Here is a 24,970-nt window from a genome sequence, read left to right on the forward strand (position 1 = left end):
TGGTGCCAAATCACACATCGTCGGGCCCCTGCGAACGCCGCTGCGCCACAATCGGCCCATGCTGACCCTTCAAGACATCCGTGATGCCGCCACCCGCCTACAAGGCCACGTGCTGGACACTCCGTGCGTTGAATCCAAAACGCTTTCGCAAATCGTGGGCGCGCAGGTGTTTCTCAAGTTCGAGAACCTGCAATTCACCGCCTCGTTCAAGGAACGCGGCGCCTGCAACCGGCTCACGCTGCTGACGGACGCTGAGCGTGCACGCGGCGTGGTGGCCATGAGCGCGGGCAACCATGCGCAGGGCGTGGCCTACCACGCGCAGCGACTGGGCCTGCGCGCCGTGATCGTGATGCCGCGTTTTACCCCCGGCGTGAAAGTGGAGCGCACGCGCGGTTTTGGCGCCGAGGTGGTGCTGCATGGCGATACCCTGGAAGAGGCACGCGCCCACGCCTACGCGCTGGCCGATGCGCAGGGCTTGACCTTTGTGCACCCGTATGACGACGAAGGCGTGGCCGCCGGCCAGGGCACGCTGGGCCTGGAGATGCTGCAGGCCGTGCCCGACCTGGACACCCTGGTGATCGCCGTGGGCGGCGGGGGGCTGATCTCGGGCGTGGCCACGGCGGCCAAGGCCCTCAAGCCCGGCATCGAGGTCATCGGCGTGCAGACCATGCGCTTCCCGGCCATGGTGAATGCCGTCAAAGGAACAAGCCATCCACAGGGCACATCCACCATCGCCGAAGGCATTGCCGTGGGCACGCCAGGCAAGATCACACAGGAGATCGTGAAGCGCCTGGTGGACGACCTGGTGCTGGTGGACGAGGGCGACATCGAGCAGGCTGTGCTGATGCTGCTGGAGATCGAAAAGACCCTGGTCGAGGGCGCTGGTGCTGCGGGCCTGGCTGCGCTGGTGCGCTACCCCGAGCGCTTCAAGGGCAAGCGCGTGGGGCTGGTGCTGTGCGGCGGCAACATCGACCCGCTGCTGCTGGCGGCGATCATCGAACGCGGCATGGTGCGCTCGGGGCGCCTGGCGCGCATCAAGGTCAGCGCGCGCGATGTGCCCGGCGTGCTGGCGCGTATCACCGCCACCGTGGCCGACGCGGGTGCCAACATCGAGGAGGTGCACCACCAGCGCGCCTTCACCATGCTGGCCGCGCAGAACGTGGAGATCGAACTGGTGCTGCAAACCCGGGGCAAGACCCATGTGGATGAGGTGCTGGGGCAGTTGCGCACGGCGGGCATGCAGGCCGATCTGATCTGAGCGACAGCAGGGTTTTGCGCCCTGAAGGGACAGTCGCAGCTAGAATTGCGCAAGTTTTAAGCATCTGGAGCCCACCATGTCCGACCACAACACCTCGCACGCCCCCGCAACACCATCGAACGACCCCGTGGAAAACGTGGTTCACCTGGTCCCCGTGGTGCTGCCTGTGGTGGGTGGCATCATGATGTTCCTGCTGGCCTTTATTGCCGTGACGATGGCCTGAACGCTTCTGCGGCCGTCACCCACAGCCCCGCAGCGCGGGGCTTTTTTTCGTCCCGCACCACCCCCTTATCCCGTCTGAACTGGAGAACCCCATGAGACCCGGACACGCACTCGTTTTATTTTCCGGCGGTCAGGACTCCACGACCTGCCTGGCCTGGGCGCTGGAAAACTTTGCCCACGTGGAAACCATCGGCTTTGACTACGGCCAGCGCCACCACATCGAGCTGCAAGCACGGCAGACGGTGCTGTCATCGTTGCGTGCACAGTTCCCGCACTGGGCGGCCAAGCTGGGGGACGACCACATGCTCGACCTGGCGGTGCTGGGCCACATCAGTGACACGGCGCTGACCAGCGACACCGAAATCCAGATGACCGCTGCCGGCCTGCCCAACACCTTTGTGCCGGGGCGCAACCTGCTGTTCTTCCAGCTGGCGGCTGCCGTGGGCTACCGCCGGGGCCTGCACACCCTGGTGGGCGGCATGTGCGAGACCGATTTTTCGGGCTACCCCGACTGCCGTGACGACACGCTCAAGGCCCTTCAGGTGGCCGTGTCCCTGGGCATGGGCCAGCGTTTCACCTTCGACACCCCGCTGATGTGGCTGGACAAGGCCGAGACCTGGGAACTGGCCCGGTCCCTGGGCGGACAAGCGCTGGTCGATCTGATCGTGAACGACTCGCACACCTGCTACCACGGCGTGCGCGACACGCTGCATGCCTGGGGATACGGCTGTGGCACGTGCCCGGCCTGCGCGCTGCGCAGGAGCGGCTACGAACGGTGGAAGGGCGGTTCGGCCAGCGTTTGATGCGAGGGAGCGGGCAAAGTCATGCATAACCTCATGTTTTTTTTGCATGGTTTTGACCCCTGTCTGACAGACAAAAGGGCGGCAGGTTCATAAAATTGACACCCCAGCCGACCCGCGGAATCCGTGGAACTAGCCTCCACCCGTGGGGCTGACACACGCTCCCGCCCGCCGACTGAGCACGAAAGCCGTTTTTTCAAAGGCAGCGCTCAGCACCGCAACTGCGCCAGGCCTCGCCGTGACCCGCCCGGTCCGCTTCCTTTGAAAAAACGTTTTTTCAACTTAGGAAGCTCCCCGATGAACGCACCCACGATGCAGGGCCTGAACCTCAACGCCCCCGCTTACGTCAAAAACGCCCGGCTGCTTGCCTGGGTGGCCGACATGGCCGCCCTGTGCAAACCCGACACCATTTACTGGTGCGATGGCTCCAAGGAAGAGTACGACCGCCTGTGCCAGCAGCTGGTCGATGCCGGCACCTTCAAGAAGCTCAACCCCGCCAAGCGCCCTGGCAGCTTCCTGGCCTGGTCCGATCCATCGGACGTGGCCCGCGTGGAAGACCGCACCTACATCTGCTCGGCCGCCAAGGAAGACGCTGGCCCCACCAACAACTGGATGGCTCCCGCCGAAATGCGCGCCACGCTGCAGCCCCTGTTTGACGGCTGCATGAAGGGCCGCACCATGTACGTGGTGCCCTTCAGCATGGGCCCGCTGGGCAGCCACATCGCCCACATCGGCGTGGAACTCACAGACAGCGCCTATGTGGCCGTGAACCAGCGCCTGATGACCCGCATGGGCAAGGCCGTGTACGACGTGCTGGGCGTGGAAGGCGAGTTCGTGCCTTGCATGCACACGGTGGGCGCACCCCTGGCCGAAGGTGAGAAGGACACGACGAGCTGGCCTTGCAACCCCAAGGTCAAGTACATCGTCCACTACCCAGAAACGCGCGAAATCTGGTCCTACGGCTCGGGCTACGGCGGCAACGCGCTCCTGGGCAAGAAGTGCCTGGCCCTGCGCATCGCGTCCACCATGGGCCGCGACCAAGGCTGGTTGGCCGAACACATGCTCATCCTGGGCGTGACCAACCCCCAAGGCAAGAAGTACCACGTGGCAGCGGCCTTCCCTAGCGCCTGCGGCAAGACCAACTTCTCGATGCTGGTGCCGCCAGAGGCGGGTTTTGCCGGTTGGAAGGTCACCACCATCGGTGACGATATCGCCTGGATCAAGCCCCATGCCGACGGCAAGATGTACGCCATCAACCCCGAGGCGGGTTACTTTGGTGTGGCCCCCGGCACCAACATGCACACCAACCCCAACTGCATGCGCAGCCTGGACAAGGACGTGATCTTCACCAACGTGGCCCTGACGGACGACGGCGACGTGTGGTGGGAAGGCATGGAAAAGGACACCGGCAAGCTGCCCGACCACCTGATCGACTGGCAAGGCAAGGACTGGACGCCCCAGATCGCCAAGGAAACCGGCGCCAAGGCTGCCCACCCCAACTCGCGCTTCACGGTGGCTGCCACCAACAACCCTGCGCTCGACCCCCAGTGGGACGATGCCAATGGCGTGGCGATTGATGCCTTCATCTTCGGCGGCCGCCGCTCCACCACCGTGCCGCTGGTGACCGAAGCCCGCACCTGGACGGAAGGCGTGTACATGGCTGCCACCATGGGCTCTGAAACCACCGCTGCAGCCTTTGGCGCCCAAGGCGTGGTGCGCCGCGACCCCTTCGCCATGCTGCCGTTCTGCGGCTACAACATGAGCGACTACTTCCAGCACTGGCTGAACATGGAAGGCCAAATCGCCGCCACCGGCAAGGCGCTGCCCAAGGTGTTCTGCGTGAACTGGTTCCGCAAGGACGAAGCCGGCAAGTTCGTCTGGCCGGGTTATGGCGACAACATGCGCGTGCTCAAGTGGATGATCGACCGCATCGAAGGCCAGGCCGCCGGCCAGGAAACCATGTTCGGCGTGGCTCCGCAGTACGCCGAAATCAACTGGACGGGGCTGGATTTCAATGCCCAGCAGTTTGCTGCCGTGACCAGCATCGACAAGGCAGCCTGGGCCGATGAGTTCAAGCTGCACGATGCCCACTTTGAGCAGCTGGCTTACCACCTGCCCCCGGCTTTGCTCGCCACCAAGGCTGCGCTCGAAAAGCGCCTGGCAAGCTGATTCCCGGATCTTCTCAGTCCTGACAACCGCCCCTTCTGAAAAGGAGGGGCGGTTTTTTTGCGCTTGTGGATGCGGATACTGGATCAGCGCGATCTGTCCCGCGGCCATGAAAAAAGCCGTGGCGAACACTCGCCACGGCTTCAAAAAATCCGATCACTGCACGGCGAACCGTGCATCATCTTCTCAGTAGTACTTGCGGATGTCTTCCACGGTGGCAATGCCCATGGCGTGGTTCAGTTCGGCCATGATGCGGGGGTCCTTCACAGCCACTTGCCAGGTACGCTCGTCATCCGCAGCGCGGCGGCGGGCTTCGGCCCAGCCGAGGGCGGCCACACGCAGGGCAGCACCGGCACGGCGTGCGGGGGCGGTCAGCAAAGCCAGGGCCGCAAAGGCGACCAGCCACAGCACCATCCAAGCCGCGAGCAGGTGGCCTTCGCTCCAGGTGTCGATGACCTGGTTGGCCACTACCAGCAAGGCCGATACCACGGCCGCGAGCAGAAGCGTGGCAGCGCCACGGGCGCCATCAAAGTTGGCGGCTACGCTCTTGAGGGCGGCAGCGGCGTTTTCGGCGCGGACAACGCCGGGGTGTTCGGTGGGGTACTCAACGTGTGCAAAGCTGGTCATTTCGGTTTCCCTTTTCTAACGCTTGTGGCGAGATTGCCGGGCGATGGGGTGATATTAGGGTTTACCCTTTGCATGTTCAAGTTTATATTTTGAATCATTGATATTCATATTGATGATGAATTGACCATGACCCCCTTGAACTTCCGCTCCTTGGACCTGAACCTGCTGCGTGTTTTCGACGAGGTCATGGCCGAGCGCAGCCTCACACGCGCAGCGCACAAACTGTCCGTCACCCAGCCTGCCGTGAGCAACGCCATGCGGCGCCTGCGCGATGTGCTGGGGGATGAGTTGGTGGTGCGCAGCGGCCAGGGCGTGGAGCCCACTGCGCGTGCGCTGGCCCTGTGGCCCCCTGTGCGCGAGGCCCTGGCCCACCTGCAAGAATCCCTGGCGCCGGGACACTTTGAGCCCGCCACGGCCGAATCCACCTTTGTGCTCGCCATGGCCGATGCCACGGCCGCCACCCTGGTACCGGCCTTGGTCGAAATCATCGAGCGGGAGGCGCCCGGTATTTCGATCCGGGTATTGCCCCTGACCACGCGCGACCCCCGCCGCCTGCTGGACGAAGAGGCGGCCGACATGGCGGTGGGCTACTTCCCTGCGGTGCTGGCAGACCTGACCGCCCGCGCGCAATCCGGGGGCGCAGTGGCCTTTGAGAGCCGCCGCCTGTACGACGGCGAATACGTGTGCGTGATGCGGCAAGGCCACCCTCTGGCCGATGCGCCCCTGACGCTGGACACCTATTGCGCCGCACGCCACATGCTCGTGAGCTTCTCAGGGCGCCCCTTCGGCTTTATCGACGAGGCCCTGGCGTCCCTGGGCCGCGAGCGCAAGGTGGTGATCACGGTCAACCAGTTCTTCACTGCCGGCCGGGTAGTCTCGGGCTCGGACCTGTTGACGGTGCTGCCCCGCCACTTTGTTCCCGTGACCGGCATTGCCGACGCGCTGGTGCAGCGGGCCCTGCCGTTGGACGTCCCGCCCGTGCATGTGGACGCACTCTGGCGCCGGCGTGGGCCTCAGCAGGCCGCGATGACCTGGCTGCTGCACGCCCTGGCGCGCTCGGCGCGCCGGACTTTCCCCGAGGAGTGAGGCGCCCAGCCTGAACCCGTAGACTGCGCCCAGCATGAACATCCAGCTTTTGTCCGATCTGCACCTTGAGGCGCATCCCCACTTCGTCCCCGAACCGGCTCGCGGCGCCGATGTGCTGGTGCTTGCTGGCGACGTGGGCTCCTACCAGGAAGGCTCGCAGCTGGGCGACGAAGACTTTGGCCTGGCCCGGTTTTCACCATTGCCCGGGGGCGCAGGCTGGCCCACCCCCGTGCTTTTTGTGCCCGGCAACCACGAATACGATGCACAGGATTTCGACGCTGCCCACGAGCGGCTGCGCCGCACCTGTGACCGCCTGGGAATCACCTGGCTGGAGCGCGAGACCGTCGAGCTTCAAGGTGTGCGCTTCGTGGGTACCACACTCTGGAGCGATTTCGATGCACTCGCAGACCATGAAGGCAGCAACGACCTTGGCAGGCGGCTGAAACTGCGCGACAAGGCCTTTCGTGCAGCGAACTTCTACCTGCGCAAGACGGGCGGGACCCGCCACGCAGAGCCTTTTCTGGCCGAAGCCATGCGCGACCACGCACTGGTCTGCCAGCAGTGGCTGGCGCAAGCACTGGCGGTGCCTTTTGAAGGCCCCACGGTGGCCGTCACCCACTTTGCACCCAGCCTGCGCAGTGCCGATCCGCGCTACGGACTGGTGCCCGGCACTGCGGGGTTCTGCAACGCCCTGGACAGCTTGTTGTCCCACGCGCAGCTGTGGCTGCACGGCCATCTGCACGCCCCGAGCGACTACACGGTGCAAGGTTTTCACGGCGACGGCACCCCCTGGCAGTGCCGCGTGGTGGCCAACCCCCTGGGCTATGCGCGCAAAGGCGAACAGGCGGCTTTCAAGGCGCAATGCTGCATCCCCGTATGATCAAGAGACGGGGCTCTGCAGCCCCGCAGCGCAGAAGAAAAACATGACCCAGGTCAAGACAACAGAAGTCCGCGCACGGTAGTCTGACCCAACCCTATTCCGGAGAACACCATGAACATCCTGCTTGCTGTCGATGGCAGCGCCTACACCAAAAAAATGCTGGCCTACCTGGCTACCCATGAGGAGCTGCTCGGTGGCAACCACCAGTACACCGCGCTCACCGTGCAGGCCCCGCTGCCGACACGCGCGCGCGCCGCTCTGGGCAAGGAAGTGGTGGACAGCTACCACGCCGAAGAGGCAGAAAAAATCCTGTCGCCCGTTTGCAAATTCCTGGCGCGCCATGGTGTGGACGCCAAGCGTGTCGTCAAGGTGGGCGCCGTGGGTGAGAACATCGCCAAGGTGGCTGACAGCGGCAAGTTCGACCTGCTGGTGATGGGCTCCCACGGCCATGGAGCCTTGGCCACCCTGGTCATGGGCTCGGTCACCACACAGGTGCTGGCCCATTGCAAGGTGCCGTTGCTGATCGTTCGCTAAGCCGAACCACAAACAGCCTGGCCCACCACCAAAGCCCTGCTCCGGCAGGGCTTTTTTTTGCCCAAATGAAACCAATCGGTTACAACATAACTTGTTGGTTTACTTAACGACCAATTGGTTATACATTCTCGCTGCGCCCATCCTGGCGTGTCATTTCCATCGAAACCGAGGAACGACCCATGAAAAATGTCCGCTGTCAAGTCTTCCATGCAGACATGCAGCGGGGCAAAAGGTCTTATGGGGTAGTAGGTTAGGCTAGATTTCAGCCGTTGTGTGCTCTTGCTGCTTTTCGAGCTAGGTGTCGCATAGGCGCTTCGCGGTGGTAAGCGCAAGGGCACCGCAGCAGGCAAGGTCGCATCGGTCGTCATAGTCCTGCACTCCCAGAAAGCTCCTCAAAAGCGAAAGCGCAGCCAGTGGGCTGCGCCTTCTTGGTGAGTGGATGGCGGATACGCCCGCATCGTCAACCCGACTTCGGCGGTGCGGCCTTGCTCCCGCTTCCCTTCCTGAATCCCCGATCCCCCGCCATGAACGCCTCCAGCATGTGCGGAATCAACGTCGTCGCATCGACCGCTTTGCCGTATGCCTGCGCGTGCAACGCGGCGTAGCGGTCGAGGTCGGCTTTCAGGCTGGCCGGGCAAGCGAAGGTCAGCTTCACATTCTCGGTCTTGGGCAGCGGCCCGAGCCGCAGCCTCTTGGTCGCGCTCATCGCATTGCACCCCGATTGAAGAACAGTGGCTGGTACGGCCGCAACACCAGATCGCGATTGACGATGATCCGCACCGGCAGGCCCGGCCGTTCGGTCAGCGTCGGCTGGATGTTCATGTTGCGCCGGATCATCTCCTGGCCGACCTGGTTGATGCTGTCCTGCGCGCTGTCGCGTCCGGCGATCACGATCCGGTTGCCGTTCTGCCGGTTCTCCGGCGCGGCCAACTCGGCACCCACGCCCAGCAACGTGGTCAACGCCGCACCCGCGAAGACGCGATCCCAGTGCCAATCGACGCCATCCTCCAGGCCGGCGTAACCGGCCGGGTCGGTGCCCGCGAGGTTGTCGAGCTTCAGCGAAGACGTGTCCGGCAGGATGACGCGGTTCCACACCACCTGCACGCGGCTCTGCCCGTAGCTCACCTGGCTGTTGTATTTGCCCAGGATGCGCGAGCCTTGGGGGATCAGCAGAAACTTGCCCGTGGCCGTGTCGTAGACCGGCTCCGTCACCGTGACGATCACGTCGCCCGGCAAGTCCGACTTGATGCCCGTCACCAGCGCCCCGGCGATCACCGTTCCCGCCATGACCTGATACGGCGAGACCGGCATTTGCAGATTGCCGGAGTTGCGGGTTTCCGTAGAACCGCCTTTCAGGAACGCCTCTTTCTGGTCTTGCCGGTTCTGCACCGCGGTGGGGTCGGCAGGCTGGGCCGCCGTCGAGGCTGGCCCGGCGGCCAGCGGGTCGAAGCCGGCCAAGGCGCTGCCAGGCGCAACCGCAGCGGCTTGCGCTGTTCCCGGTGCGGCGGCCTTGCCCTGGTTGCCCGAGCGGAAGAACACCGACGAACCCGCCGCCGCATCAGCCTCCTTGCGCCGTGCATCCTCCGGGTCGTGCCCCGGTGGCGCATACGTCGGCGTCACCGGCTGCTGCGACTTCACGATGGCCGGGCCGAGATCGCCCGGCAGCGGCGGCCCCAGCTCGGGCACCTTCGGCGGCAGCTTCGAGTAGTCGGCCGGCAGGCCATCCAGCCCTTCGGACTTCGACACGCGATCGACGTTGTACAGCTCGGTCTGCTCGCCCGCGCCACGCCGATGCGGCTGCAATGACCAGATCGTGGCCCCCAGCACGGCGACCGACAGGCCGCCGACGAGGATGGCCAGCGTGCGCCGGTTCAAGCGTGTGACCGGACGCGGCTGGGCGCGCAGCGCCACCGCCTCGGGTGCTACCTTGCCCGCCTGCGGCGCGGCGAGGTCAGGAGTGTCGTCCTGGCTCATGGTCAGTTCCTCCGCGCCACGCCATCCGTGCGCTCGATCCGCACCACGTCACCGCCATCACCGCCCAGGCGCAGTTCGGCCGCGCCGAACAGCCGATCCACGATGTAGTACGGCGGGCGGAAACGGTAGTTCACCAGTTGCCCGTCGCCCTGCGCGCCGATCACGAACAAGGGCGGCAACTCGCCTTGCGCGATGCCCGGCGGGAACTGGATATAGACCTTCTCGCCGTCATCGAAGGCGCGCAGCGGCTTCCACGGCGGATTGCTGCCCGACACGGCGTAGCGGAAGCGGATCTTCTCCAGCGACAGGCCGGTATCGACCGGCGCGGCGGCGCTGGCCGCCTGCGACTGGCGCTGCAAGGCCAGCATCTTGTCCTTGGGATATTCCCAGGACACCGACGCCATCCACGTCTTCTCTGTCGATGTCAGTTCCAGCAGGTAGGTGCGCCGGCTGGTGGTGATGACCAGATTCGTCTTCAACCCCGAGCGGATCGGCTTGACCATCACATTGACGCGCAGCGCATCACCGCTGCCGCTCGATGTGTCCCCGACGATCCAGCGTACCGTGTCGCCCGCCGCCACCGTCACCAGCTCCTCACCGGGCTGGAGCGCGATTACCGTCACGCGGCCTACGGCCGCATAGACCTGATACAGCGCGCCGTCCGTGAAGGGCCAGACTTGAATTGCGTTGACGTAGCCCTCGCGCGTCGGTGCAATGCGCGCTTCGGCATTGGCGCGGGACACGCGCACGGTTTCATCGGCGGGTTCCGGCGTGGGCTTGGCATCCGGCACACTTTTCATCTGCGCCGGCATCGGCAGCACCTGCGGCACGGTCACCACCTCCACAGGCGCAGGCGGCTCTGGCAGCGGCTGGGCCTGTACCGGCTCATCAAGCGAAATGGTCGGCGGCGGCTTGCCCTGCGTGGCGCAGCCAGAGAACAGCACGGTCGAAGCCAGAAGCATCACCGGCAAGACGGATTTACGGAAAAGATCATTCATGGTTTTGCTCCTTCGTTTCCTTCCAGTTCGCGGCTCCACGACAGGCCGTTGACGTAGATGCCCAGGGGGTTCTTGCGCAGGCGCTGCTCGGTGCGCGGCGTCTGCTGCACGATGGAAACCACGGCGTTCCAGCGTTCGGTGCGATCCAGCGCGCCATTGACGAAGCGCGTCTCCGTCCAGCGCACGTTGAAAGACGTGTCACTGGCGCGGGTCACGCTGGTGATCTGCACCGTCACTGACTCCTTGCCGATGCGCGCGAACGGATCGTTCACGCGGGCGTACTCGTTGAGCACAACAGCGCCCTTGTCGGTCGTGTAGTCGTAGGCATCGAGCCAGTTCTGCCGCACCACGATGGGGTCGATGGACAGGCTGCGCACCAGGCCGATGAAGCGGCCCAGGTGGTAGGCGATCTGCGCATCGCTGGGCCGGTACGGCGTGGCGGCCTCGCCGACCGCGCGCACCTGGCCCGCGTTATCCACCTCGATGACGTAGGGCGTGACGATGGATTGCGCGGAGCGCCAGACCAGACCACCGGCCATCAGCACGGCCAAGGTGAGGCAGCCAAAGGCCATGAAACGCCAGTTTCTAGCCTGCACGCGGGCCGAGCCGATGCGCTCGTCCCAGACTTGCGCGGCGGATTGGTACGGGGTGGCAGGCTGCGGCGTGTCGGCGTAGCGCACCTGCGGTCGTTTGAATCGCATGGGAGTTCTCCTTGAAGATCAGGATTCGGAATCGCGCAGGCTTGGCCCCTGGCTGGAGCTGCCGCCATCGCCGCCGCGCAGCGTGTGGGCGGCGGTCGTAGCGGCATGGGTGAGTTGCTGCCTGCGGTGCAGGCGCTTGGCCCAGGCGGGTTGTTCGGTGGATGGGGTTGGCTCGTTTGCCGCCTGGGCGGCACCGGCCCCAGACGCCGATCCGGCGTCGTCGGGTCGAAAGGCCGCCGCCATGCGCTCCTTCATCGAACGCGCGCCATAGGCCACCTTCTGCCCGGCCGCCTGCGCGCCGGTCTTGGCGACATTGCCCACGCCGGCGGCAGCGCCCTTGAGGCCACCGCCGGCGGATGCAGAACCTGCCTGAAACGCTGACCGGGCGCTGCTCGCGGCTCCGGTGGCGGCACGCGCTCCGCTACCGGCCAGCTTGGCGGCTGCGGGCGCCATGCGCGCCCCGGCGGCGACTGCGCCGCCGACGCCCGTGGCCGCAGCGCCCACGGCAACGGCAGCGCCGGCCGCGCCCAGCGCCGCACCGGCCATCGCACCCGCGCCGAGTTGCGGCCCGCCGGACACCAGCCCGGTCGCAATGCCCGGCCCGAAAATGCCCAAGGCCAGCAGCGTCAGCGAGGCCAGCATCACGACCACGGAGTGGTCGATGGATGGCTCGGCGGGCTGTACCTGAAACTCCGCGAACAGCCCCGAACCAATGCCCACGATCACCGCCAGCACCAGCACCTTGATGCCGGACGACACCACATTGCCCAACACCTTCTCGACTAGGAACGCCGTCTTGTTCCAGAGGGCGAACGGCACGAGCACGAAGCCCGCGAGCGTGGTCAGCTTGAACTCGATCAGCGTGACGAAGAGCTGCACCGCCAGCACGAAGAAGCTGACGATGACCACCAGCCACGCGAGGAACAGCACGACGATGGGCGCGATATTGATGAACACCTCGGGGAAGCCCGCCATCTCCCGGATCTGGTCGAGGATGGGCGCCGCCGCGTCGATGCCGGCCTTGGCCAGCCGTCCCGGCTGCAGGAAGTTGCCCATGCTCAAGGTCGAGCCGCTGGCCGTCAGGCCCAGCCCGGCGAAGGAACGGAACAGGATGCCCGCCAGGGTGTTGAAGTTGCCGATGATGTAGGCGAAAGCACCCACGTATAGCACCTTGCGGATCAGCTTGGCGATCACGTCCTCGCCCTGGCCGGTGGCATGCCCCATCGCCCAGAACAGCCCGGCCAACGTCATGTCGATGACGATCAACGTTGCGGTCAGGAACGCCACCTCGCCCTGCACCAGGCCGAATCCCGAGTCGATGTAGCGCGAGAAAACGTCGAGGAAGCGGTCGATGACCGAAACGTCGTTCATGGCCCGGCTCCGTCAGCGGCTGTAGAAGTTCACGGGCTGCGGCGTGTACGGCGTGCCAGTGCCCACGAAGCGCCGATTCACCTCGCGGCCACGCTCCACTGCGGCGGCCTGCCGCGCCAGCTCCAGCGAGGCCGCGCGGTCCTGCGTGATCTGCAAGCGCTGGGTCTGAATGGACTGCTTGGCCTGCAGGGCCAGCAACTGGTTCATGGCCTGCATCGCCTGGAGAGCGCCCACGGCGGACTGGCTCTTGCCCACGAGGTCGGCCAGCACGCCCTCGTCATCGCTCAGGTTCTGCGAAGCCTGGGCCTGCATCTGCATGGTGGTCTGAAGGCCAGTGAGCGTGTTCTTCCAGCGCTCCTGCGCATCGCGGTACATCTGATTGCCGCTGACGGTGGCGGAGTACTGTTCGGGGTACAGACGCTGGAACATCTGGTCCATGTTCGCCACGTCGTAGGCCATGCCCTTGGCCTGGGCGATGAGCCGCTGGGTGGTCGCCAGGTTGGCGCGCAGCTGGCCCACCACGCTGGACGGCAGGCTGGCCAGGTTGCGCGCCTGGTTGATGAGCATCTGCGCTTCGTTTTGGAGCTGGCGGATCTGGTTGTTGATCTGCTCCAGCGTGCGAACGGCGGTGAGCGTGTTCTGCACCAAATTGGTCGGATCGAACACGATGTCGCCAACGCCGAACAGTGCATGCGCGGGCTGCGCAATGCCGAAGGCGAGCACGCAGGCGGTGGTCAGCGCGGCGAGATTGTGGGCATGGGGTTTCATGGCAGGTTCTCCTGGGAATGGCTGGGGATGGGGGCGGCACCCGGCGCGGGGCCGGGGAAATCGCGCAGCAGATCGGCCGCCCAATCGAGGCTGCGGTGGCGCAGCCATGCGGCTGCGAACGGGGTGGAAGCGGAAGGTGTGGAGGTGCTGGCGGCAGCGAGCACCGCGTCGATGTCGCGCTGGTCCTGCGCCGTGGATGCGCCCGCGAAGGCCAGCGTCGCCGGTCCCAGGTCGAGGTCGAACAGGCGATTGCCGAGGCGGGATTGGTAGTAGTAGTCGCGCTTGGGCTGCGCGGTGGCGACGATCTCGATCTGGCGCAAGTTCAGCCCAAAGCCTTCGTAGATCGTGCGAATCTGCGGCTCGGTCGCCTGCGGGTTCGGCAGGAAGATGCGGCTCGCGCAGCTTTCGATGATCGCGGGCGCGATGCTCGAATCCTTGATGTCGGCCAGGCTCTGCGTGGCGAAGATGACCGACACGTTCTTCTTGCGCAACGTCTTGAGCCACTGGCGAATGCGCGCGGCAAACACCGGGTCATCGAGGAACAGCCAGGCTTCATCGAGGATCAGCAGCGTGGGCGCACCGTCAAAGCGCTCATCGAAGCGCGCAAAGAGGTAGTGCAGCACGGCCATGACGGCGGCCTTGCTGTGCATCAATTCCTCCATCTCGAAGCACTGCACGGAGCCAGCGCCCAGGCGATCCGAATCCGCATCCAGCAGCTTGCCGTGGGCGCCGCCCAGCACGTACGGCGCAAGCGCCTGGCGCAGCGCATTCGATTGCAGCAGTACCGACAGGCCCGTCATCGTGCGCTGTTCCATCGGCGCACCGGCGAGACTGCCGAGCGCCGACCAGATAGCGGCCTTCTCTTCGGGGCCGACGGCCACGCTCTCATGCCGCAAGCGCCCTTCGATCCATTCGGCGGCCCAGGTGCGGTAGCCCTCGCGGTCGATGCGGGCGAGAGGCTGAAACGCGATCTCGCCATCCATCCCGAGGTCGTAGTGCTCACCACCCAGCCCGAGGATGGTGGCGCGCATCGAGCGCCCCATGTCGAAGGCAAAGATGCGCGAGCCGCGATAGCGCCGAAACTGCATCGCCAAGGTGGCGAGCAGCACCGACTTGCCCATGCCCGTAGGGCCAGCCACCAGCGTGTGGCCCACGTCGCCGATGTGCGTCACCAGCCGGAACGGCGTCGCGCCCTCAGTGCGCGTGACGATCAGCGGCGGGCCGTCGAGGTGCGCGTTCTTCTCCGGCCCGGCCCATACCGCCGACACCGGCATCAGGTGCGCCAGGTTCAACGTGGAGACGATGGGCTGGCGGACGTTGGCGTAGGCATGGCCCGGAATGGACGACAGCCACGCATCCACGGCGTTGAGCGTTTCGGGGATGGTGACGAAGCCACGCCCCTGGATGACGCGCTCCACCCTGCGCAGCTTCTCGTTGGCCACGGCGGCATCCGCGTCCATGACGGTGACGGTCGCTGTCACGTAGCCGAAGGCCACTTGATCGCTGCCCAGCTCCTGCAAGGCGGCATCGGCATCGGTGGCCTTGTTGCTGGCGTCGGTATCGACCAGCGGGCTTTCCTGCTGGAAGATCGTCTCGCGCAGCAGCGCGATGACGTTCTTGCGTTTGGCGAACCACTGACGGCGCAGGCGGGCGAGTTCTTTTTCCGCCTCGGCTTTGTCCAGGCAGAGAAAGCGCGTACTCCAGCGATACGCGAAGCCCAGACGGTTGAGGTCGTCCAGAATCCCCGGCCAAGTCGAGATCGGAAAACCGCGCACCGACACCACGCGCAGGTGCTGGTCGCCCAGCATCGGCGCCAAGCCACCGATCAGCGGCGCGTCGGCCAGCAGCGCATCGAGGTGGAATGGCACCTCGGGCACGCCCACGCGGTAACGCCGTGTAGACACGGTGGCGTGCAGGTAGGTCAGCGTCTGGCTATCGTCGAGCCAGGCGATCTCCGGCATCACGCCGTCGAGCAGGTCAAAGATGCGTTCCGTCTCCGCGATGAAGGCAGTCAGGCGCTCGCGCCAATCGACGCCTTCGGTCAGCCGGTTCTCGTACAGCAGGCCCGCGGCACGGGCACGGGCCTCCTCGGGCGGCAGGTACACCAGCGTGAGGTGGTAGCCGCTCTCGAAGTGATTGCCCAAGTCCTCAAAGGCGGCCCGTCGCTCCTCGTCCACCAGCCACGACAGCGGCTCGGGAAACTCCGAGTGCGGGTAGTTGGCGGCGGGCCGGCGCTCGGCTTCGATGAACAAGGCCCAGCCCGAACCCAGCCTGCGCAGCGCGTTGTTCAACCGTGCTGACGTAGAGATCAGCTCGCCCTGCGTGGCACTGTCGAGGTCTGGCCCCCGAAAGCGCGCCGTGCGCTGGAAGGAGCCATCCTTATTCAGCACGACGCCCGGAGCGATCAGCCCGGCCCAAGGCAGCCAGTCAGCCAGCAAGGCCGGGCGCTGGCGGTATTCGGCAAGGTTCAGCATGCGATATCTCCCTTTGCCCCTACACGTCCAGCAGCGGCCGGTGCTTGATATGGCGCGCGAAGACTTGCATGAACCGCGGATCGACACGCGCGCCCCAGACCGCCAACGCATGGCCGGCGATCCAGAGCACCAGGCCCGGAATCCACAGTTGCAGGCCCAAGCCCACGGCCGCGGCCAAGGTGCCATTGGCAATCGCCACCGTGCGCGGCGCGCCGCCCAGCAGGATCGGCTCGGTCAGCGAGCGGTGCAGTGGCACTTCGAACCCCGGAGCGAACCCCTGCACGCCATCGTGGGCCGCGCTCATACGACAGCCCCGCCCGAGAAGCTGAAGAACGACAGGAAGAACGAGGACGCGGCAAACGCGATCGACAGACCGAAGACGATCTGGATCAGCTTGCGAAAACCGCCCGAGGTATCGCCGAAGGCCAGCGCCAGGCCCGTGGCGATGATGATGATGACCGCGATGATCCGGGCCACCGGACCCTGGATCGACTCCAGGATGGATTGCAGCGGCCCCTCCCAAGGCATCGAGGAACCGGCGGCCTGCGCGGTGCCTGCGAGCAGCAGCATCAGCGCCGCGAGCATCAGGCCCTGCAGGGCTGGGCGTGCCAAGCCATCCAGCCGCGCGGGACGGCAGCGCAGGGCAAGCGGGTTTGCAGAAATACGGAAAGCAGGAACGATCATCTGCGTCATGGCAGTTCTCCAGGTTGGTCAGGGGACAGGGAAGAAAGGTCGGACTGCGACAGCAGCTCCGGGAATGGAGCCTCCAGCGCATCCGCCAGTTGGTAGCCCGCGCCATCGAAGCCGACGACGCGGGCGATGCTCTCGATGCGGCGCTTGCGTCCGCGCCCGGCGATGTGGATGACCACGTTGACCGCTTCCGCGATCAGCGCACGGGGCGGGTTCTCCGCCACTTCGAGAATCAGTTGCTCCAGGCGCAGCAGCGCGCCCAGCGCGGAGCCGGCGTGGATGGTGGCGATGCCGCCGGGGTGGCCCGTGCCCCATACCTTGATGAGATCCAGCGCCTCGGCACCACGCACTTCGCCAACGATCACGCGATCCGGGCGCAGGCGCATGGAAGAGCGCACCAGCTCGGTCATCGACACCACGCCCTGGCGCGTGCGCAGCGGTACGTGATCGCGCGCCGCGCATTGCAGCTCCACCGTGTCTTCAAGCACCAGCACGCGGTCACCGGTAGCGGCAATCTCGGCGAGCAAGGCATTGGCGAGCGTGGTCTTGCCCGTGCTGGTGCCGCCTGCGATCAGGATGTTCTGGCGCTCGCGCACGGCGCGCACCAGCAGGCCCGCCTGCGCGGCGGTCATCATTCCGTCCTCGATGTAGCGCGACAGTGGGATCACGCCAAAGGCGCGCTTGCGCAAGGCGAAGGCCGGCCCCGGCGCGGCGGGCGGCAGGATGCCCTCGAAGCGTTCGCCCGTCTCGGGCAGCTCTGCCGTCAACAACGGCTGGCCCCGATGAACTTCCGTGCCAACGTGAGCTGCAACGAGGCGGATGATGCGTTCGCCATCGGCCTCGGACAGTTCCACGCCCATCGGCGCGCGGCCCGTGGACAGACGATCCACCCAGAGCGTGCGATCGGGGTTGAGCATGATTTCCACCACGTCCGGGTCTTCGAGCGCGGCAGCGATCAGCGGCCCCATGGCCGTGCGCAGCATCTGGATGCGGCGATCCAGCGAGGTGGCCGTGAAGGAGGAAGGAACGGCGCTCATAAGGCACGCTCCTGGGCATCCGCGACGGCCGCAGCGCCCTCCGGTCGCGTCGGATCGGTGTGCAGTTCCTCCACCACATCCCGCACCAGGCTGCGCCCGCGCAGCAAATGGCGACCGAGCTGCTCGACGAACTGCTCGAAGCGGGCCTTGCCCTGGGCGCGAGCGGCATCCTGATGGGCCTCGGGCACGGGTGTGCTCACCGTGAGGAAATAGCGGATGAACAGCGCCAATGTTTCGATGGCAATGTTCTGGTCGCGCTCCAGGCGCTCGGCGTGGCGCGACAGGCGGTCCAGCCGCTTGGCAATTGCCGCCTCGCGCTGGTCGGCCGCATCGGGCGACAGCCAGGAGGCCAGGGCCGCCGCGACGATGCTGGACTTGGACACGCCCTTCTTGGCGGCCAGTTCATCGAGCCGCTTGCTGTGCTCCGGCTGGATGAACACATTGAGGCGGTGTTGGGTCATAGGTCGATTCCGTCGTCAGGGTCGAGGGAAGCCAGCCGGGCCGTGCGCTGCAGGGCCGGATCGAGCTGGCGAGGAAGGGGATGCGGCATGTCGTCGTCATCGAGCAGCCCGAGGTCGGCTGCGGGCGCAACCAGGTCGGGGTCGTAGGTGACGGCTTCGGAAAGTTCGGGCTGGCGGCGTGGGCCGCTGTCGTCGGCCGAACCCAGGTTCTCCAGCCCATCGGCGGCGTCGGCCGTCGGTGCGACCGGCATGGCGGGAATCGCCAGCCCGCTCCAGTCGTCGGCGCGTTCCGGTGGCACATCGGCATAGCGCCCCTGCATGGACAGGGTTGCAAGCACCGGCGGCGGAAGCACGCGCCGCTTGAAATTGCTGTCCGCGTAGTAGCGCAGCTTCTTGGCCTTGATGGGCGCCACGCTGGACACCATCACCACGGCCTCGTCGGGCGGAAGCTGCATTACCTCGCCCGGCGTGAGCAGCGGACGTGCCGTCTCCTGGCGCGACACCATCAGATGCCCGAGCCATGGCGCGAGCCGGTGGCCGGCGTAGTTGCGCTGCGCGCGCAGCTCGGTCGCGGTGCCCAGCGTTTCGGAGATGCGCTTGGCGGTGCGCTCGTCGTTGGTGGCGAACGTCACCCGGACATGGCAGTTGTCCAGGATCGAATGGTTCTGGCCGTAGGCTTTGTCAATCTGGTTGAGCGACTGGGCGATGAGGAAGCTGCGGATACCGTAGCCGGCCATGAAGGCCAGGGCCGTCTCGAAGAAGTCGAGCCGTCCGAGCGCGGGGAACTCGTCGAGCATCAATAGCAGCTTGTGGCGGCGCGCGATGCCGTCGCTGCCGTCGAGCGATTCCGTCAGCCGTCGCCCGATCTGGTTGAGGATCAGGCGAATGAGCGGTTTCGTCCGCGAAATGTCCGAAGGCGGCACCACCAGGTACAGCGACACCGGATGCTCGGCCGCGATCAGGTCGGCAATGCGCCAGTCGCAGCGCGAGGTGACTTCGGCCACCGTGGGGTCGCGGTACAGGCCGAGGAATGACATGGCGGTGCTCAACACGCCGGAACGCTCGTTGTCCGATTTGTTCAGGACTTCGCGCGCTGCCGATGCCACCACCAGATGCGGCCCACCACCGATGTGCGGCGTGGTCATCATCCGATGCAGGGTCAGCTCGAAGGGACAGGCCGGGTCGCTGAGGAAGTTGGCGACTCCGCGCAGCGTCTTGTCTTCGCCTGCGTAGAGCACGTGCAGGATGGCCCCAACCAGCAGCGCATGCGAGGTCTTCTCCCAATGGTTGCGCCGCTCCAGTGCTCCTTCGGGATCGACCAGAATGTCTGCGATGTTCTGCACGTCGCGCACTTCGTGCGCGCCGCGCCTCACCTCCAGCAGTGGGTTGTAGGCCGACGACTTCGCATCGGTCGGGTTGAACAGCAGGCAATGCGAGAAGCGCGAGCGCCAGCCGGCGGTGATGCTCCAGTTCTCGCCCTTGATGTCGTGAATGACGGCCGATGCAGGCCAGCTCAACAAGGTGGGAACCACCAGGCCCACGCCTTTGCCCGAGCGGGTGGGCGCGAATGTCAGGACGTGTTCCGGGCCTTCATGGCGCAGGTACTGCTGGCGATGCAGGCCGAGGAACACGCCCGCAGGCTGGTCAAGGCCCGCCTTGTGGATGTCCTCCGCATTGGCCCAGCGGGCCGAGCCGTAGGTCGTGACCAGCTTGGACTGGCGCGAGCGCCAGATCGACATGCCGATGGCAACTACCATCGCGATCAGGCCGCTGCCTGCGGCAATGGCACCGCCCGCGTCGAAGATATGCGGCGCGTAGGCGTCGAAGAAGAACCACCACTCGAACAGGCCCCAGGGGTGGTAGACCGGCGTACCGAAGAAGTCGAACCACGGCGAGCCCAGGCGTAGCTGGTAGCCCAGGGCCGCTGCTGTCCATTGCGTGGCGCTCCATACGCCAGCGATCACGATGCCGAAGACGACGGCAATCTGACCGAACAGCACGTTCGTTCCTTGCATTGGTCAACCTCCCACTACGGCACAGGAACGTGCCGTAGTGCCGAGGATCAAGGCGAGCGTGCAGGCCGGTCAAAGACCGTTATGGCGGGGATTCAGGCCAAAAGAGCCAGACTTCTTGCGGTGGCGAAGACAATAAAAATGCCGCATGCGCGAGCGCGCTGCGGCGTGATGAGGTAACTGCGAGAACTTTGTCGCGGCGCCGCGACGGAAGGTTACCTTATTGGGACTTCTGCTCCGGCCGGTCACCAAAGAAGCGGCGATTCGCGGCCTCGGCGGCACGTCGGCAGAGTTCTTCGCCGGCCTTCGCGCGCTCTTCCTTGCACAGGCGCTGGACTTCCTTGAGACGCTCAGGATGGGCCACGAGGAAGTCCACGGTTTCCGTCGGTTGGGATGGCCCACAGGAGGCTGTCAGTGCAGCGGCCATCAGCAGCGACAGGAATCGGGGCATGGCTTGGGTCCTTTCAGCAGGTGGATCAGGAGTCCTCGGCGGCGCTGGAGCCATCCGCCGAATCAATGGAGTCCACTCGTGCGATGAACCGAGCCAGCATTTCGGAGGGCTCCACGTCACGGTGCAGCAGATACGTGGCCAGCATCTGCGACTTGCCCGCCAAGCGCCGGGCCAAAACACCTGGCCCACGGCCGGATGCAATGTGCGCGGCGCCCGCCAAACCAAGTGCCAATCCGGCGGAGACTAAGGTCATCATCACCTCATAGGACGCCACGCGCTGGGCGATCAGTGGCTGTTGCTCGTAGCGCTGCAAAACGCGATCAACTTGGCGTGCATGGCCTTCGCATATCGCCGGATCGCATAGCGCCAGCGGATAGCGCAGCACTTCTTCCAACGGAACGTGCTTGTGGGCCAGCACAGGATGGCGAGCTGGGACCGCCACCATCAGCTCGTCTTCCCACGCAGGCCTGACCACAATGCCGTCGCCCACCTCTTCGGCCATCGAAAAGCCGACGTCATACAGGTCATCGTGCAGACCCTTGATCTGTTGGTCCAACGGCATCTCAAATAACCGAATGTCAATCTCTGGATCTTCCTCTCGGCACCGTGCCAGCAGCGTCGGCATTCGCGAGGGCGTGATGCCATCGGACAAAGCGATGCGCAACTGTCCCTGAAACCCACTGGCGGCGGACTTGACGCCGTCACACGCCTGTTTCAGAGCTTCGAAGATTCGCGGCACCCGCTCCAGGAATGCCATTCCGGCAAAGGTCAGGCGGGTGCTTCGCGTGGTTCGCGTGAACAGTTGCGCCCCGAGCTCTTCCTCTATCTCCTTGATGGTGCGCGACAAAGGGGACTGATCGATGTGCAGCTTTTCCGCTGCGCGGCCAAAGTGAAGTTCTTCGGCCACCGCTATAAAGCAACGCAAATGCCGAAGCTCCATGGTGTATCTCATCCAAGTTAAAAGGCCTTGACGAGTTCCGGCACAGCCGCGAACAGGTCCGCCTCCAGCCCGTAGTCGGCCACGCTGAAGATCGGCGCCTCCGGGTCCTTGTTGATCGCCACGATCACCTTGGAGTCCTTCATGCCCGCCAGGTGCTGGATCGCCCCCGAGATGCCCGCCGCCACGTACAGCTGCGGCGCCACGATCTTGCCGGTCTGGCCCACCTGCAGGTCATTGGGCGCGTAGCCCGCATCCACCGCCGCGCGGCTCGCGCCGATGGCCGCGCCCAGCTTGTCGGCCAGCGGGGTGATGACTTCGTCGAATTTTTCCTTGCTGCCCAGCGCACGGCCGCCGGAGACGATGATCTTGGCCGCCGTCAGTTCGGGCCGGTCGCTCTTGGCGATTTCGCTGCCCACGTAGCTGCTCTTGCCGGTGTCTGCCGCTGCGGTTGCCGTTTCCACTGCTGCGTTGCCTCCGGTCGCCGCTGTGGCGTCGAAGCCGGTGGTGCGCACGGTGATGACTTTGGTGGCGTCGCTGCTTTGCACGGTGGCGATGGCATTGCCGGCGTAGATGGGGCGTTCGAAGGTGTCGGCGCTCACCACCTTGGTGATGTCGCTGATCTGGGCGACGTCGAGCTTGGCGGCCACGCGGGGGGCCACGTTCTTGCCGCCGGCCGTGGCCGGGAACAGGATGTGGCTATAGTTGCCGGCGATGGCCAGCACCTGGGCGGCCACGTTCTCGGCCAGGCCGTGGGCCAAGCCTGCGGCGTCGGCGTGGATGACCTTGGCGACACCGGCGATCTGGGCGGCGGCTTGTGCGGCAGCGCCGGCATTGTGGCCGGCCACCAGCACGTGCACGTCGCCACCGCAAGCGGCTGCAGCCGTCACGGTGTTCAGGGTTGCGCCCTTGATGGATGCGTTGTCGTGTTCAGCAATAACGAGTACCGACATTTAGATCACCTTCGCTTCGTTCTTGAGTTTTTCGACCAGGGCGGCCACGTCAGCCACCTTCACGCCGGCGCCGCGCTTGGCGGGTTCGGTCACCTTCAGGGTCTTCAGGCGCGGGGCGACTTGAACGCCGAGGTCTTCGGGCTTGATGGTGTCCAGCGGCTTTTTCTTGGCCTTCATGATGTTGGGCAAGGTGACGTAGCGCGGTTCGTTCAGACGCAGGTCGGCGGTGATGACCGCGGGCAGCGTGAGGCTAAGGGTTTCCAGGCCGCCGTCCACTTCGCGGGTCACGGCTGCCTTGTCGCTGGCGAGCTCGACCTTGGAGGCGAAGGTGGCTTGCGGCAGACCGGCCAGCGCCGCCAGCATCTGGCCGGTCTGGTTGCAGTCGTCGTCGATGGCCTGCTTGCCCAGGATCACGAGGCCGGGCTGTTCCTTGTCGATCAGGGCCTTAAGCAGCTTAGCCACGGCCAGCGGCTGCAGTTCTTCATTGGTCTCGACTAGGATGCCGCGGTCGGCACCGATGGCCATGGCGGTGCGCAGCGTCTCCTGGCATTGAGACACGCCGCACGAGACGGCGACGATCTCCGTTGCCGCGCCTTTCTCCCTGAGCCGCACAGCCTCTTCGACGGCAATCTCGTCGAAGGGGTTCATGCTCATCTTGACATTGGCGATGTCCACGCCGCTGCCATCGCTCTTGACGCGGACCTTGACGTTGTAGTCAACCACCCGCTTGACGGGAACCAGGATTTTCATGGGAGGGTTTCCTTTCAGGATCATTCAGAGTTGATCGTCCGCCAGGGCCAGCGTGCTGGCGGCGCCGCCCGTGACGATGTCGCGCAGCATCGGCGCCTGCACCAGGACATGCGCCGCGTAATGGCTGGCTGTGGCGCGCTTGGTACCGAGAAAGCCCGCATCGCCCGCGCCCGCCGCGAGTTGCGCGGTAGCGGCTTCGGCCATGCGCGCCGACAGCCAGCCGCCGATCACGGTGCCCGCCAGCCGCAGGAAGGGCACGGCGCCCGCCGCGCACTGCGCGGGTTGACCGTCGTGGGCCAGCAGCCAGTCGACCGCTTCGTCCAGCGCCTGGGCAGCGGCTGCCAACGCGCGGCCGATCTGCGCCAGCACTGCATCGGGCGATTCGACCAACCGGCGCGCATCGCCGTCGATGCGGCCCAGCAGCGCCTTCAGCGTGCGCCCGCCCTCGCGTGCCAGCTTGCGGCCGATCAGGTCGTTGGCCTGGATGCCCGTGGTGCCTTCGTAGATGGTCGTGATGCGCGCGTCGCGCATGTGCTGGGAGGCGCCGGTTTCCTCGACGTAGCCCATGCCGCCATGCACCTGCACGCCGTCGGACGTGATGCCCTGCGCGCTGTCGGTACACCAGCCTTTGACCACCGGTATCAGCAGGCCGACCAGGGCCTGCGCCTGCGCGCGCTCCTGCGCATCGGCGTGGCCCGCGGCGCGGTCCATCTGACCGGCGCAGAAGTAGGCCAGCGCGCGCATGGCCTCGGTGCGGGCCTTCATGTCCATCAGCATGCGCCGCACGTCCGGGTGGCCTGCGATGGCGGTGCTGCCGCTGATCAGCGGCTTGCCCTGCACCCGCTCCAGCGCATAGGCGCGTGCGCGCTGGTAGGCGCGCTCGGAAATGCCCACGCCTTCCAGGCCAACGTTCAGCCGCGCGTGGTTCATCATGGTGAACATGCAGGCCAGCCCCTGGTGCGGCTCGCCGACCAGGTAGCCGATAGCGCCGCCGCTGTCGCCAAAACTCATCGACGCCGTGGGGCTGCCGTGGATGCCCATCTTGTGCTCAATCGACGTGCAGGCCAAGTCGTTGCGTTCGCCCAGGGTGCCATCGTCGTTGACCAGGTACTTCGGGCACAGGAACAGCGAGATGCCTTTCACCCCCGGTGGCGCATCGGGTAGGCGCGCCAGCACCAGGTGCACGATGTTCTCGGCCATGTCGTGCTCGCCCCAGGTGATGAAGATCTTGTTGCCGCTGACGTGGTAGTGGTCGCCCTCGTGTACGGCACGGCTGCGCAGCGCGGCCAGGTCAGAGCCGGCCTGGGGCTCGGTGAGGTTCATGGTGCCCGTCCAGCGGCCCTCGACCATGGGTGCCAGGAAGCGGCGCTGGAGTGCGTCGCTGCCATGGTGCGCAATGGCCTCCACCGCGCCCAGCGTGAGCATCTGGCACAGGCTGAACGCGAGGTTGGACGACTTCCACATCTCCAGCACGGCGGTGGAGACCAGCGTGGGCAGGCCCTGGCCGCCCCATTCGGTGGCAGCGGGCATGCCGTTCCAGCCGTTCTCGCAGAAGCTGGCCCAGGCTTCGCGAAAGCCGTCGGCGGGCGTGACCCGACCATCGTGCCAGCGCGCGCCCTGCACGTCGCCGGGGCGGTTGAGCGGATCCAGCACGCCAGCGGCGTAATTAGCCGCCTCCTGCAGGATGGCCTCGACCAGGTCGGGCGTGGTTTCTTCATGGTCGGGCTGGGCGCAGATCGCGTCCAGGCCGCCGACCTCTTTCATGGCGAACAGCATTTCGCGCAGGGGGGCTATGTAGACAGACACAGCGAATTTCCTTG

Annotated in this window: 25 protein-coding genes; 7 read left to right on the forward strand and 18 right to left on the reverse strand. The window is 65.7% G+C overall.

Annotated elements, in window-relative coordinates:
• The first annotated feature begins 58 nt into the window (after positions 1–58).
• From ACODS0_RS05545 to ACODS0_RS05560, 4 genes are all read left to right on the forward strand, one after another.
• Positions 59–1,258, forward strand: coding sequence for a threonine ammonia-lyase (locus tag ACODS0_RS05545; RefSeq protein WP_121507949.1), 1,200 nt, complete (start codon positions 59–61; stop codon positions 1,256–1,258).
• Positions 1,259–1,334: 76 nt separating this feature from the next.
• Positions 1,335–1,481 (forward strand): hypothetical protein, encoded by a 147-nt coding sequence (locus tag ACODS0_RS05550; protein WP_199727054.1) that lies wholly within the window; start codon positions 1,335–1,337, stop codon positions 1,479–1,481.
• A gap of 91 nt (positions 1,482–1,572) precedes the next feature.
• Positions 1,573–2,283, forward strand: coding sequence for a 7-cyano-7-deazaguanine synthase QueC (queC, locus tag ACODS0_RS05555; RefSeq protein ID WP_218301331.1), 711 nt, complete (start codon positions 1,573–1,575; stop codon positions 2,281–2,283).
• Between the two features lie 294 nt (positions 2,284–2,577).
• Positions 2,578–4,449, forward strand: a complete 1,872-nt coding sequence (locus ACODS0_RS05560) for a phosphoenolpyruvate carboxykinase (GTP) (protein WP_488833421.1) — start codon at positions 2,578–2,580, stop codon at positions 4,447–4,449.
• A 183-nt stretch (positions 4,450–4,632) separates the two neighbouring features.
• Here the strand turns inward: ACODS0_RS05560 and ACODS0_RS05565 are convergent, their stop codons facing one another.
• Complete coding sequence (locus tag ACODS0_RS05565; RefSeq protein ID WP_055397233.1) at positions 4,633–5,073, reverse strand: hypothetical protein; 441 nt, start codon at positions 5,071–5,073, stop codon at positions 4,633–4,635.
• 126 nt (positions 5,074–5,199) lie between these two features.
• On the opposite strand from ACODS0_RS05565, the gene ACODS0_RS05570 reads away from it, so the two are divergent.
• The 3 genes from ACODS0_RS05570 to ACODS0_RS05580 all read left to right on the forward strand — a co-directional run bounded on the left by ACODS0_RS05570 (position 5,200) and on the right by ACODS0_RS05580 (position 7,573).
• Positions 5,200–6,159 carry a LysR family transcriptional regulator gene (locus ACODS0_RS05570; protein ID WP_055397236.1) on the forward strand — a complete coding sequence of 320 codons (960 nt, stop codon included), beginning with the start codon at positions 5,200–5,202 and terminating at the stop codon, positions 6,157–6,159.
• 34 nt (positions 6,160–6,193) lie between these two features.
• Positions 6,194–7,039 (forward strand): metallophosphoesterase, encoded by an 846-nt coding sequence (locus tag ACODS0_RS05575; RefSeq protein ID WP_488833427.1) that lies wholly within the window; start codon positions 6,194–6,196, stop codon positions 7,037–7,039.
• Positions 7,040–7,150: 111 nt separating this feature from the next.
• A complete protein-coding gene (locus tag ACODS0_RS05580) occupies positions 7,151–7,573 on the forward strand; it encodes a universal stress protein (RefSeq protein WP_055397239.1) in 423 nt (140 codons plus the stop codon).
• A 460-nt stretch (positions 7,574–8,033) separates the two neighbouring features.
• On the opposite strand, the gene ACODS0_RS05585 is transcribed toward ACODS0_RS05580, so the two are convergent.
• The 17 genes from ACODS0_RS05585 to ACODS0_RS05665 all read right to left on the reverse strand — a co-directional run bounded on the left by ACODS0_RS05585 (position 8,034) and on the right by ACODS0_RS05665 (position 24,956).
• Positions 8,034–8,279 carry a DUF2274 domain-containing protein gene (locus tag ACODS0_RS05585; protein ID WP_012436242.1) on the reverse strand — a complete coding sequence of 82 codons (246 nt, stop codon included), beginning with the start codon at positions 8,277–8,279 and terminating at the stop codon, positions 8,034–8,036.
• The gene (locus ACODS0_RS05590; RefSeq protein ID WP_012436241.1) at positions 8,276–9,547 is read right to left on the reverse strand and encodes a TraB/TrbI/VirB10 family type IV secretion system protein; all 1,272 of its coding nucleotides are present in this window, start codon (positions 9,545–9,547) and stop codon (positions 8,276–8,278) included. Before ACODS0_RS05590 ends, ACODS0_RS05585 begins: the two co-directional genes overlap by 4 nt.
• Before the next feature lie 2 nt (positions 9,548–9,549).
• On the reverse strand, positions 9,550–10,545 hold the full coding sequence (gene trbG, locus ACODS0_RS05595) for a P-type conjugative transfer protein TrbG (RefSeq protein ID WP_012436240.1): 996 nt from the start codon (positions 10,543–10,545) through the stop codon (positions 9,550–9,552).
• Entirely contained in the window at positions 10,542–11,246 is a 705-nt protein-coding gene (gene trbF, locus ACODS0_RS05600) for a conjugal transfer protein TrbF (RefSeq protein WP_012436239.1), read from the reverse strand. The genes trbG and trbF overlap by 4 nt, the downstream gene beginning before the upstream one ends.
• Positions 11,247–11,264: 18 nt before the next feature.
• Positions 11,265–12,617: a P-type conjugative transfer protein TrbL gene (gene trbL, locus ACODS0_RS05605; protein WP_012436238.1), complete on the reverse strand. Its 1,353-nt coding sequence runs from the start codon at positions 12,615–12,617 to the stop codon at positions 11,265–11,267.
• Between the two features lie 12 nt (positions 12,618–12,629).
• A complete protein-coding gene (gene trbJ / locus ACODS0_RS05610) occupies positions 12,630–13,385 on the reverse strand; it encodes a P-type conjugative transfer protein TrbJ (protein ID WP_012436237.1) in 756 nt (251 codons plus the stop codon).
• Positions 13,382–15,859: a conjugal transfer protein TrbE gene (gene trbE, locus ACODS0_RS05615; protein WP_012436236.1), complete on the reverse strand. Its 2,478-nt coding sequence runs from the start codon at positions 15,857–15,859 to the stop codon at positions 13,382–13,384. Before trbE ends, trbJ begins: the two co-directional genes overlap by 4 nt.
• A 19-nt stretch (positions 15,860–15,878) precedes the next feature.
• The gene (locus ACODS0_RS05620; protein WP_012436235.1) at positions 15,879–16,163 is read right to left on the reverse strand and encodes a VirB3 family type IV secretion system protein; all 285 of its coding nucleotides are present in this window, start codon (positions 16,161–16,163) and stop codon (positions 15,879–15,881) included.
• The gene (locus tag ACODS0_RS05625) at positions 16,160–16,552 is read right to left on the reverse strand and encodes a TrbC/VirB2 family type IV secretion system protein (protein WP_012436234.1); all 393 of its coding nucleotides are present in this window, start codon (positions 16,550–16,552) and stop codon (positions 16,160–16,162) included. The genes ACODS0_RS05620 and ACODS0_RS05625 overlap by 4 nt, the downstream gene beginning before the upstream one ends.
• The gene (gene trbB / locus ACODS0_RS05630) at positions 16,549–17,586 is read right to left on the reverse strand and encodes a P-type conjugative transfer ATPase TrbB (RefSeq protein WP_012436233.1); all 1,038 of its coding nucleotides are present in this window, start codon (positions 17,584–17,586) and stop codon (positions 16,549–16,551) included. The genes ACODS0_RS05625 and trbB overlap by 4 nt, the downstream gene beginning before the upstream one ends.
• Positions 17,583–18,047, reverse strand: a complete 465-nt coding sequence (locus tag ACODS0_RS05635; protein ID WP_012436232.1) for a CopG family transcriptional regulator — start codon at positions 18,045–18,047, stop codon at positions 17,583–17,585. The genes trbB and ACODS0_RS05635 overlap by 4 nt, the downstream gene beginning before the upstream one ends.
• Positions 18,044–20,062, reverse strand: coding sequence for a conjugal transfer protein TraG (locus ACODS0_RS05640; RefSeq protein ID WP_012436231.1), 2,019 nt, complete (start codon positions 20,060–20,062; stop codon positions 18,044–18,046). Before ACODS0_RS05640 ends, ACODS0_RS05635 begins: the two co-directional genes overlap by 4 nt.
• 217 nt (positions 20,063–20,279) lie before the next feature.
• Positions 20,280–20,510, reverse strand: a complete 231-nt coding sequence (locus ACODS0_RS05645) for an EexN family lipoprotein (protein WP_012436230.1) — start codon at positions 20,508–20,510, stop codon at positions 20,280–20,282.
• Between the two features lie 25 nt (positions 20,511–20,535).
• Positions 20,536–21,450: a LysR family transcriptional regulator gene (locus ACODS0_RS05650; RefSeq protein WP_488833443.1), complete on the reverse strand. Its 915-nt coding sequence runs from the start codon at positions 21,448–21,450 to the stop codon at positions 20,536–20,538.
• 17 nt (positions 21,451–21,467) lie between these two features.
• Complete coding sequence (locus ACODS0_RS05655) at positions 21,468–22,400, reverse strand: electron transfer flavoprotein subunit alpha/FixB family protein (protein WP_012436228.1); 933 nt, start codon at positions 22,398–22,400, stop codon at positions 21,468–21,470.
• Positions 22,401–23,150: an electron transfer flavoprotein subunit beta/FixA family protein gene (locus tag ACODS0_RS05660; protein ID WP_012436227.1), complete on the reverse strand. Its 750-nt coding sequence runs from the start codon at positions 23,148–23,150 to the stop codon at positions 22,401–22,403.
• Positions 23,151–23,174: 24 nt separating this feature from the next.
• Entirely contained in the window at positions 23,175–24,956 is a 1,782-nt protein-coding gene (locus tag ACODS0_RS05665; RefSeq protein WP_012436226.1) for an acyl-CoA dehydrogenase, read from the reverse strand.
• Positions 24,957–24,970 lie beyond the last annotated feature (14 nt).

Source organism: Acidovorax sp. FG60, assembly GCF_057808995.1.

Excerpts from the sequence above, each read along its gene's own strand:
- ACODS0_RS05545 (WP_121507949.1), top strand. The coding sequence starts at position 59 with ATGCTGACCCTTCAAGACATCCGTGATGCCGCCACCCGCCTACAAGGC.
- ACODS0_RS05550 (WP_199727054.1), top strand. The coding sequence starts at position 1,335 with ATGTCCGACCACAACACCTCGCACGCCCCCGCAACACCATCGAACGAC.
- queC (WP_218301331.1), top strand. The coding sequence starts at position 1,573 with ATGAGACCCGGACACGCACTCGTTTTATTTTCCGGCGGTCAGGACTCC.
- ACODS0_RS05560 (WP_488833421.1), top strand. The coding sequence starts at position 2,578 with ATGAACGCACCCACGATGCAGGGCCTGAACCTCAACGCCCCCGCTTAC.
- ACODS0_RS05565 (WP_055397233.1), bottom strand. The coding sequence starts at position 5,073 with ATGACCAGCTTTGCACACGTTGAGTACCCCACCGAACACCCCGGCGTT.
- ACODS0_RS05570 (WP_055397236.1), top strand. The coding sequence starts at position 5,200 with ATGACCCCCTTGAACTTCCGCTCCTTGGACCTGAACCTGCTGCGTGTT.
- ACODS0_RS05575 (WP_488833427.1), top strand. The coding sequence starts at position 6,194 with ATGAACATCCAGCTTTTGTCCGATCTGCACCTTGAGGCGCATCCCCAC.
- ACODS0_RS05580 (WP_055397239.1), top strand. The coding sequence starts at position 7,151 with ATGAACATCCTGCTTGCTGTCGATGGCAGCGCCTACACCAAAAAAATG.
- ACODS0_RS05585 (WP_012436242.1), bottom strand. The coding sequence starts at position 8,279 with ATGAGCGCGACCAAGAGGCTGCGGCTCGGGCCGCTGCCCAAGACCGAG.
- ACODS0_RS05590 (WP_012436241.1), bottom strand. The coding sequence starts at position 9,547 with ATGAGCCAGGACGACACTCCTGACCTCGCCGCGCCGCAGGCGGGCAAG.
- trbG (WP_012436240.1), bottom strand. The coding sequence starts at position 10,545 with ATGAATGATCTTTTCCGTAAATCCGTCTTGCCGGTGATGCTTCTGGCT.
- trbF (WP_012436239.1), bottom strand. The coding sequence starts at position 11,246 with ATGCGATTCAAACGACCGCAGGTGCGCTACGCCGACACGCCGCAGCCT.
- trbL (WP_012436238.1), bottom strand. The coding sequence starts at position 12,617 with ATGAACGACGTTTCGGTCATCGACCGCTTCCTCGACGTTTTCTCGCGC.
- trbJ (WP_012436237.1), bottom strand. The coding sequence starts at position 13,385 with ATGAAACCCCATGCCCACAATCTCGCCGCGCTGACCACCGCCTGCGTG.
- trbE (WP_012436236.1), bottom strand. The coding sequence starts at position 15,859 with ATGCTGAACCTTGCCGAATACCGCCAGCGCCCGGCCTTGCTGGCTGAC.
- ACODS0_RS05620 (WP_012436235.1), bottom strand. The coding sequence starts at position 16,163 with ATGAGCGCGGCCCACGATGGCGTGCAGGGGTTCGCTCCGGGGTTCGAA.
- ACODS0_RS05625 (WP_012436234.1), bottom strand. The coding sequence starts at position 16,552 with ATGACGCAGATGATCGTTCCTGCTTTCCGTATTTCTGCAAACCCGCTT.
- trbB (WP_012436233.1), bottom strand. The coding sequence starts at position 17,586 with ATGAGCGCCGTTCCTTCCTCCTTCACGGCCACCTCGCTGGATCGCCGC.
- ACODS0_RS05635 (WP_012436232.1), bottom strand. The coding sequence starts at position 18,047 with ATGACCCAACACCGCCTCAATGTGTTCATCCAGCCGGAGCACAGCAAG.
- ACODS0_RS05640 (WP_012436231.1), bottom strand. The coding sequence starts at position 20,062 with ATGCAAGGAACGAACGTGCTGTTCGGTCAGATTGCCGTCGTCTTCGGC.
- ACODS0_RS05645 (WP_012436230.1), bottom strand. The coding sequence starts at position 20,510 with ATGCCCCGATTCCTGTCGCTGCTGATGGCCGCTGCACTGACAGCCTCC.
- ACODS0_RS05650 (WP_488833443.1), bottom strand. The coding sequence starts at position 21,450 with ATGGAGCTTCGGCATTTGCGTTGCTTTATAGCGGTGGCCGAAGAACTT.
- ACODS0_RS05655 (WP_012436228.1), bottom strand. The coding sequence starts at position 22,400 with ATGTCGGTACTCGTTATTGCTGAACACGACAACGCATCCATCAAGGGC.
- ACODS0_RS05660 (WP_012436227.1), bottom strand. The coding sequence starts at position 23,150 with ATGAAAATCCTGGTTCCCGTCAAGCGGGTGGTTGACTACAACGTCAAG.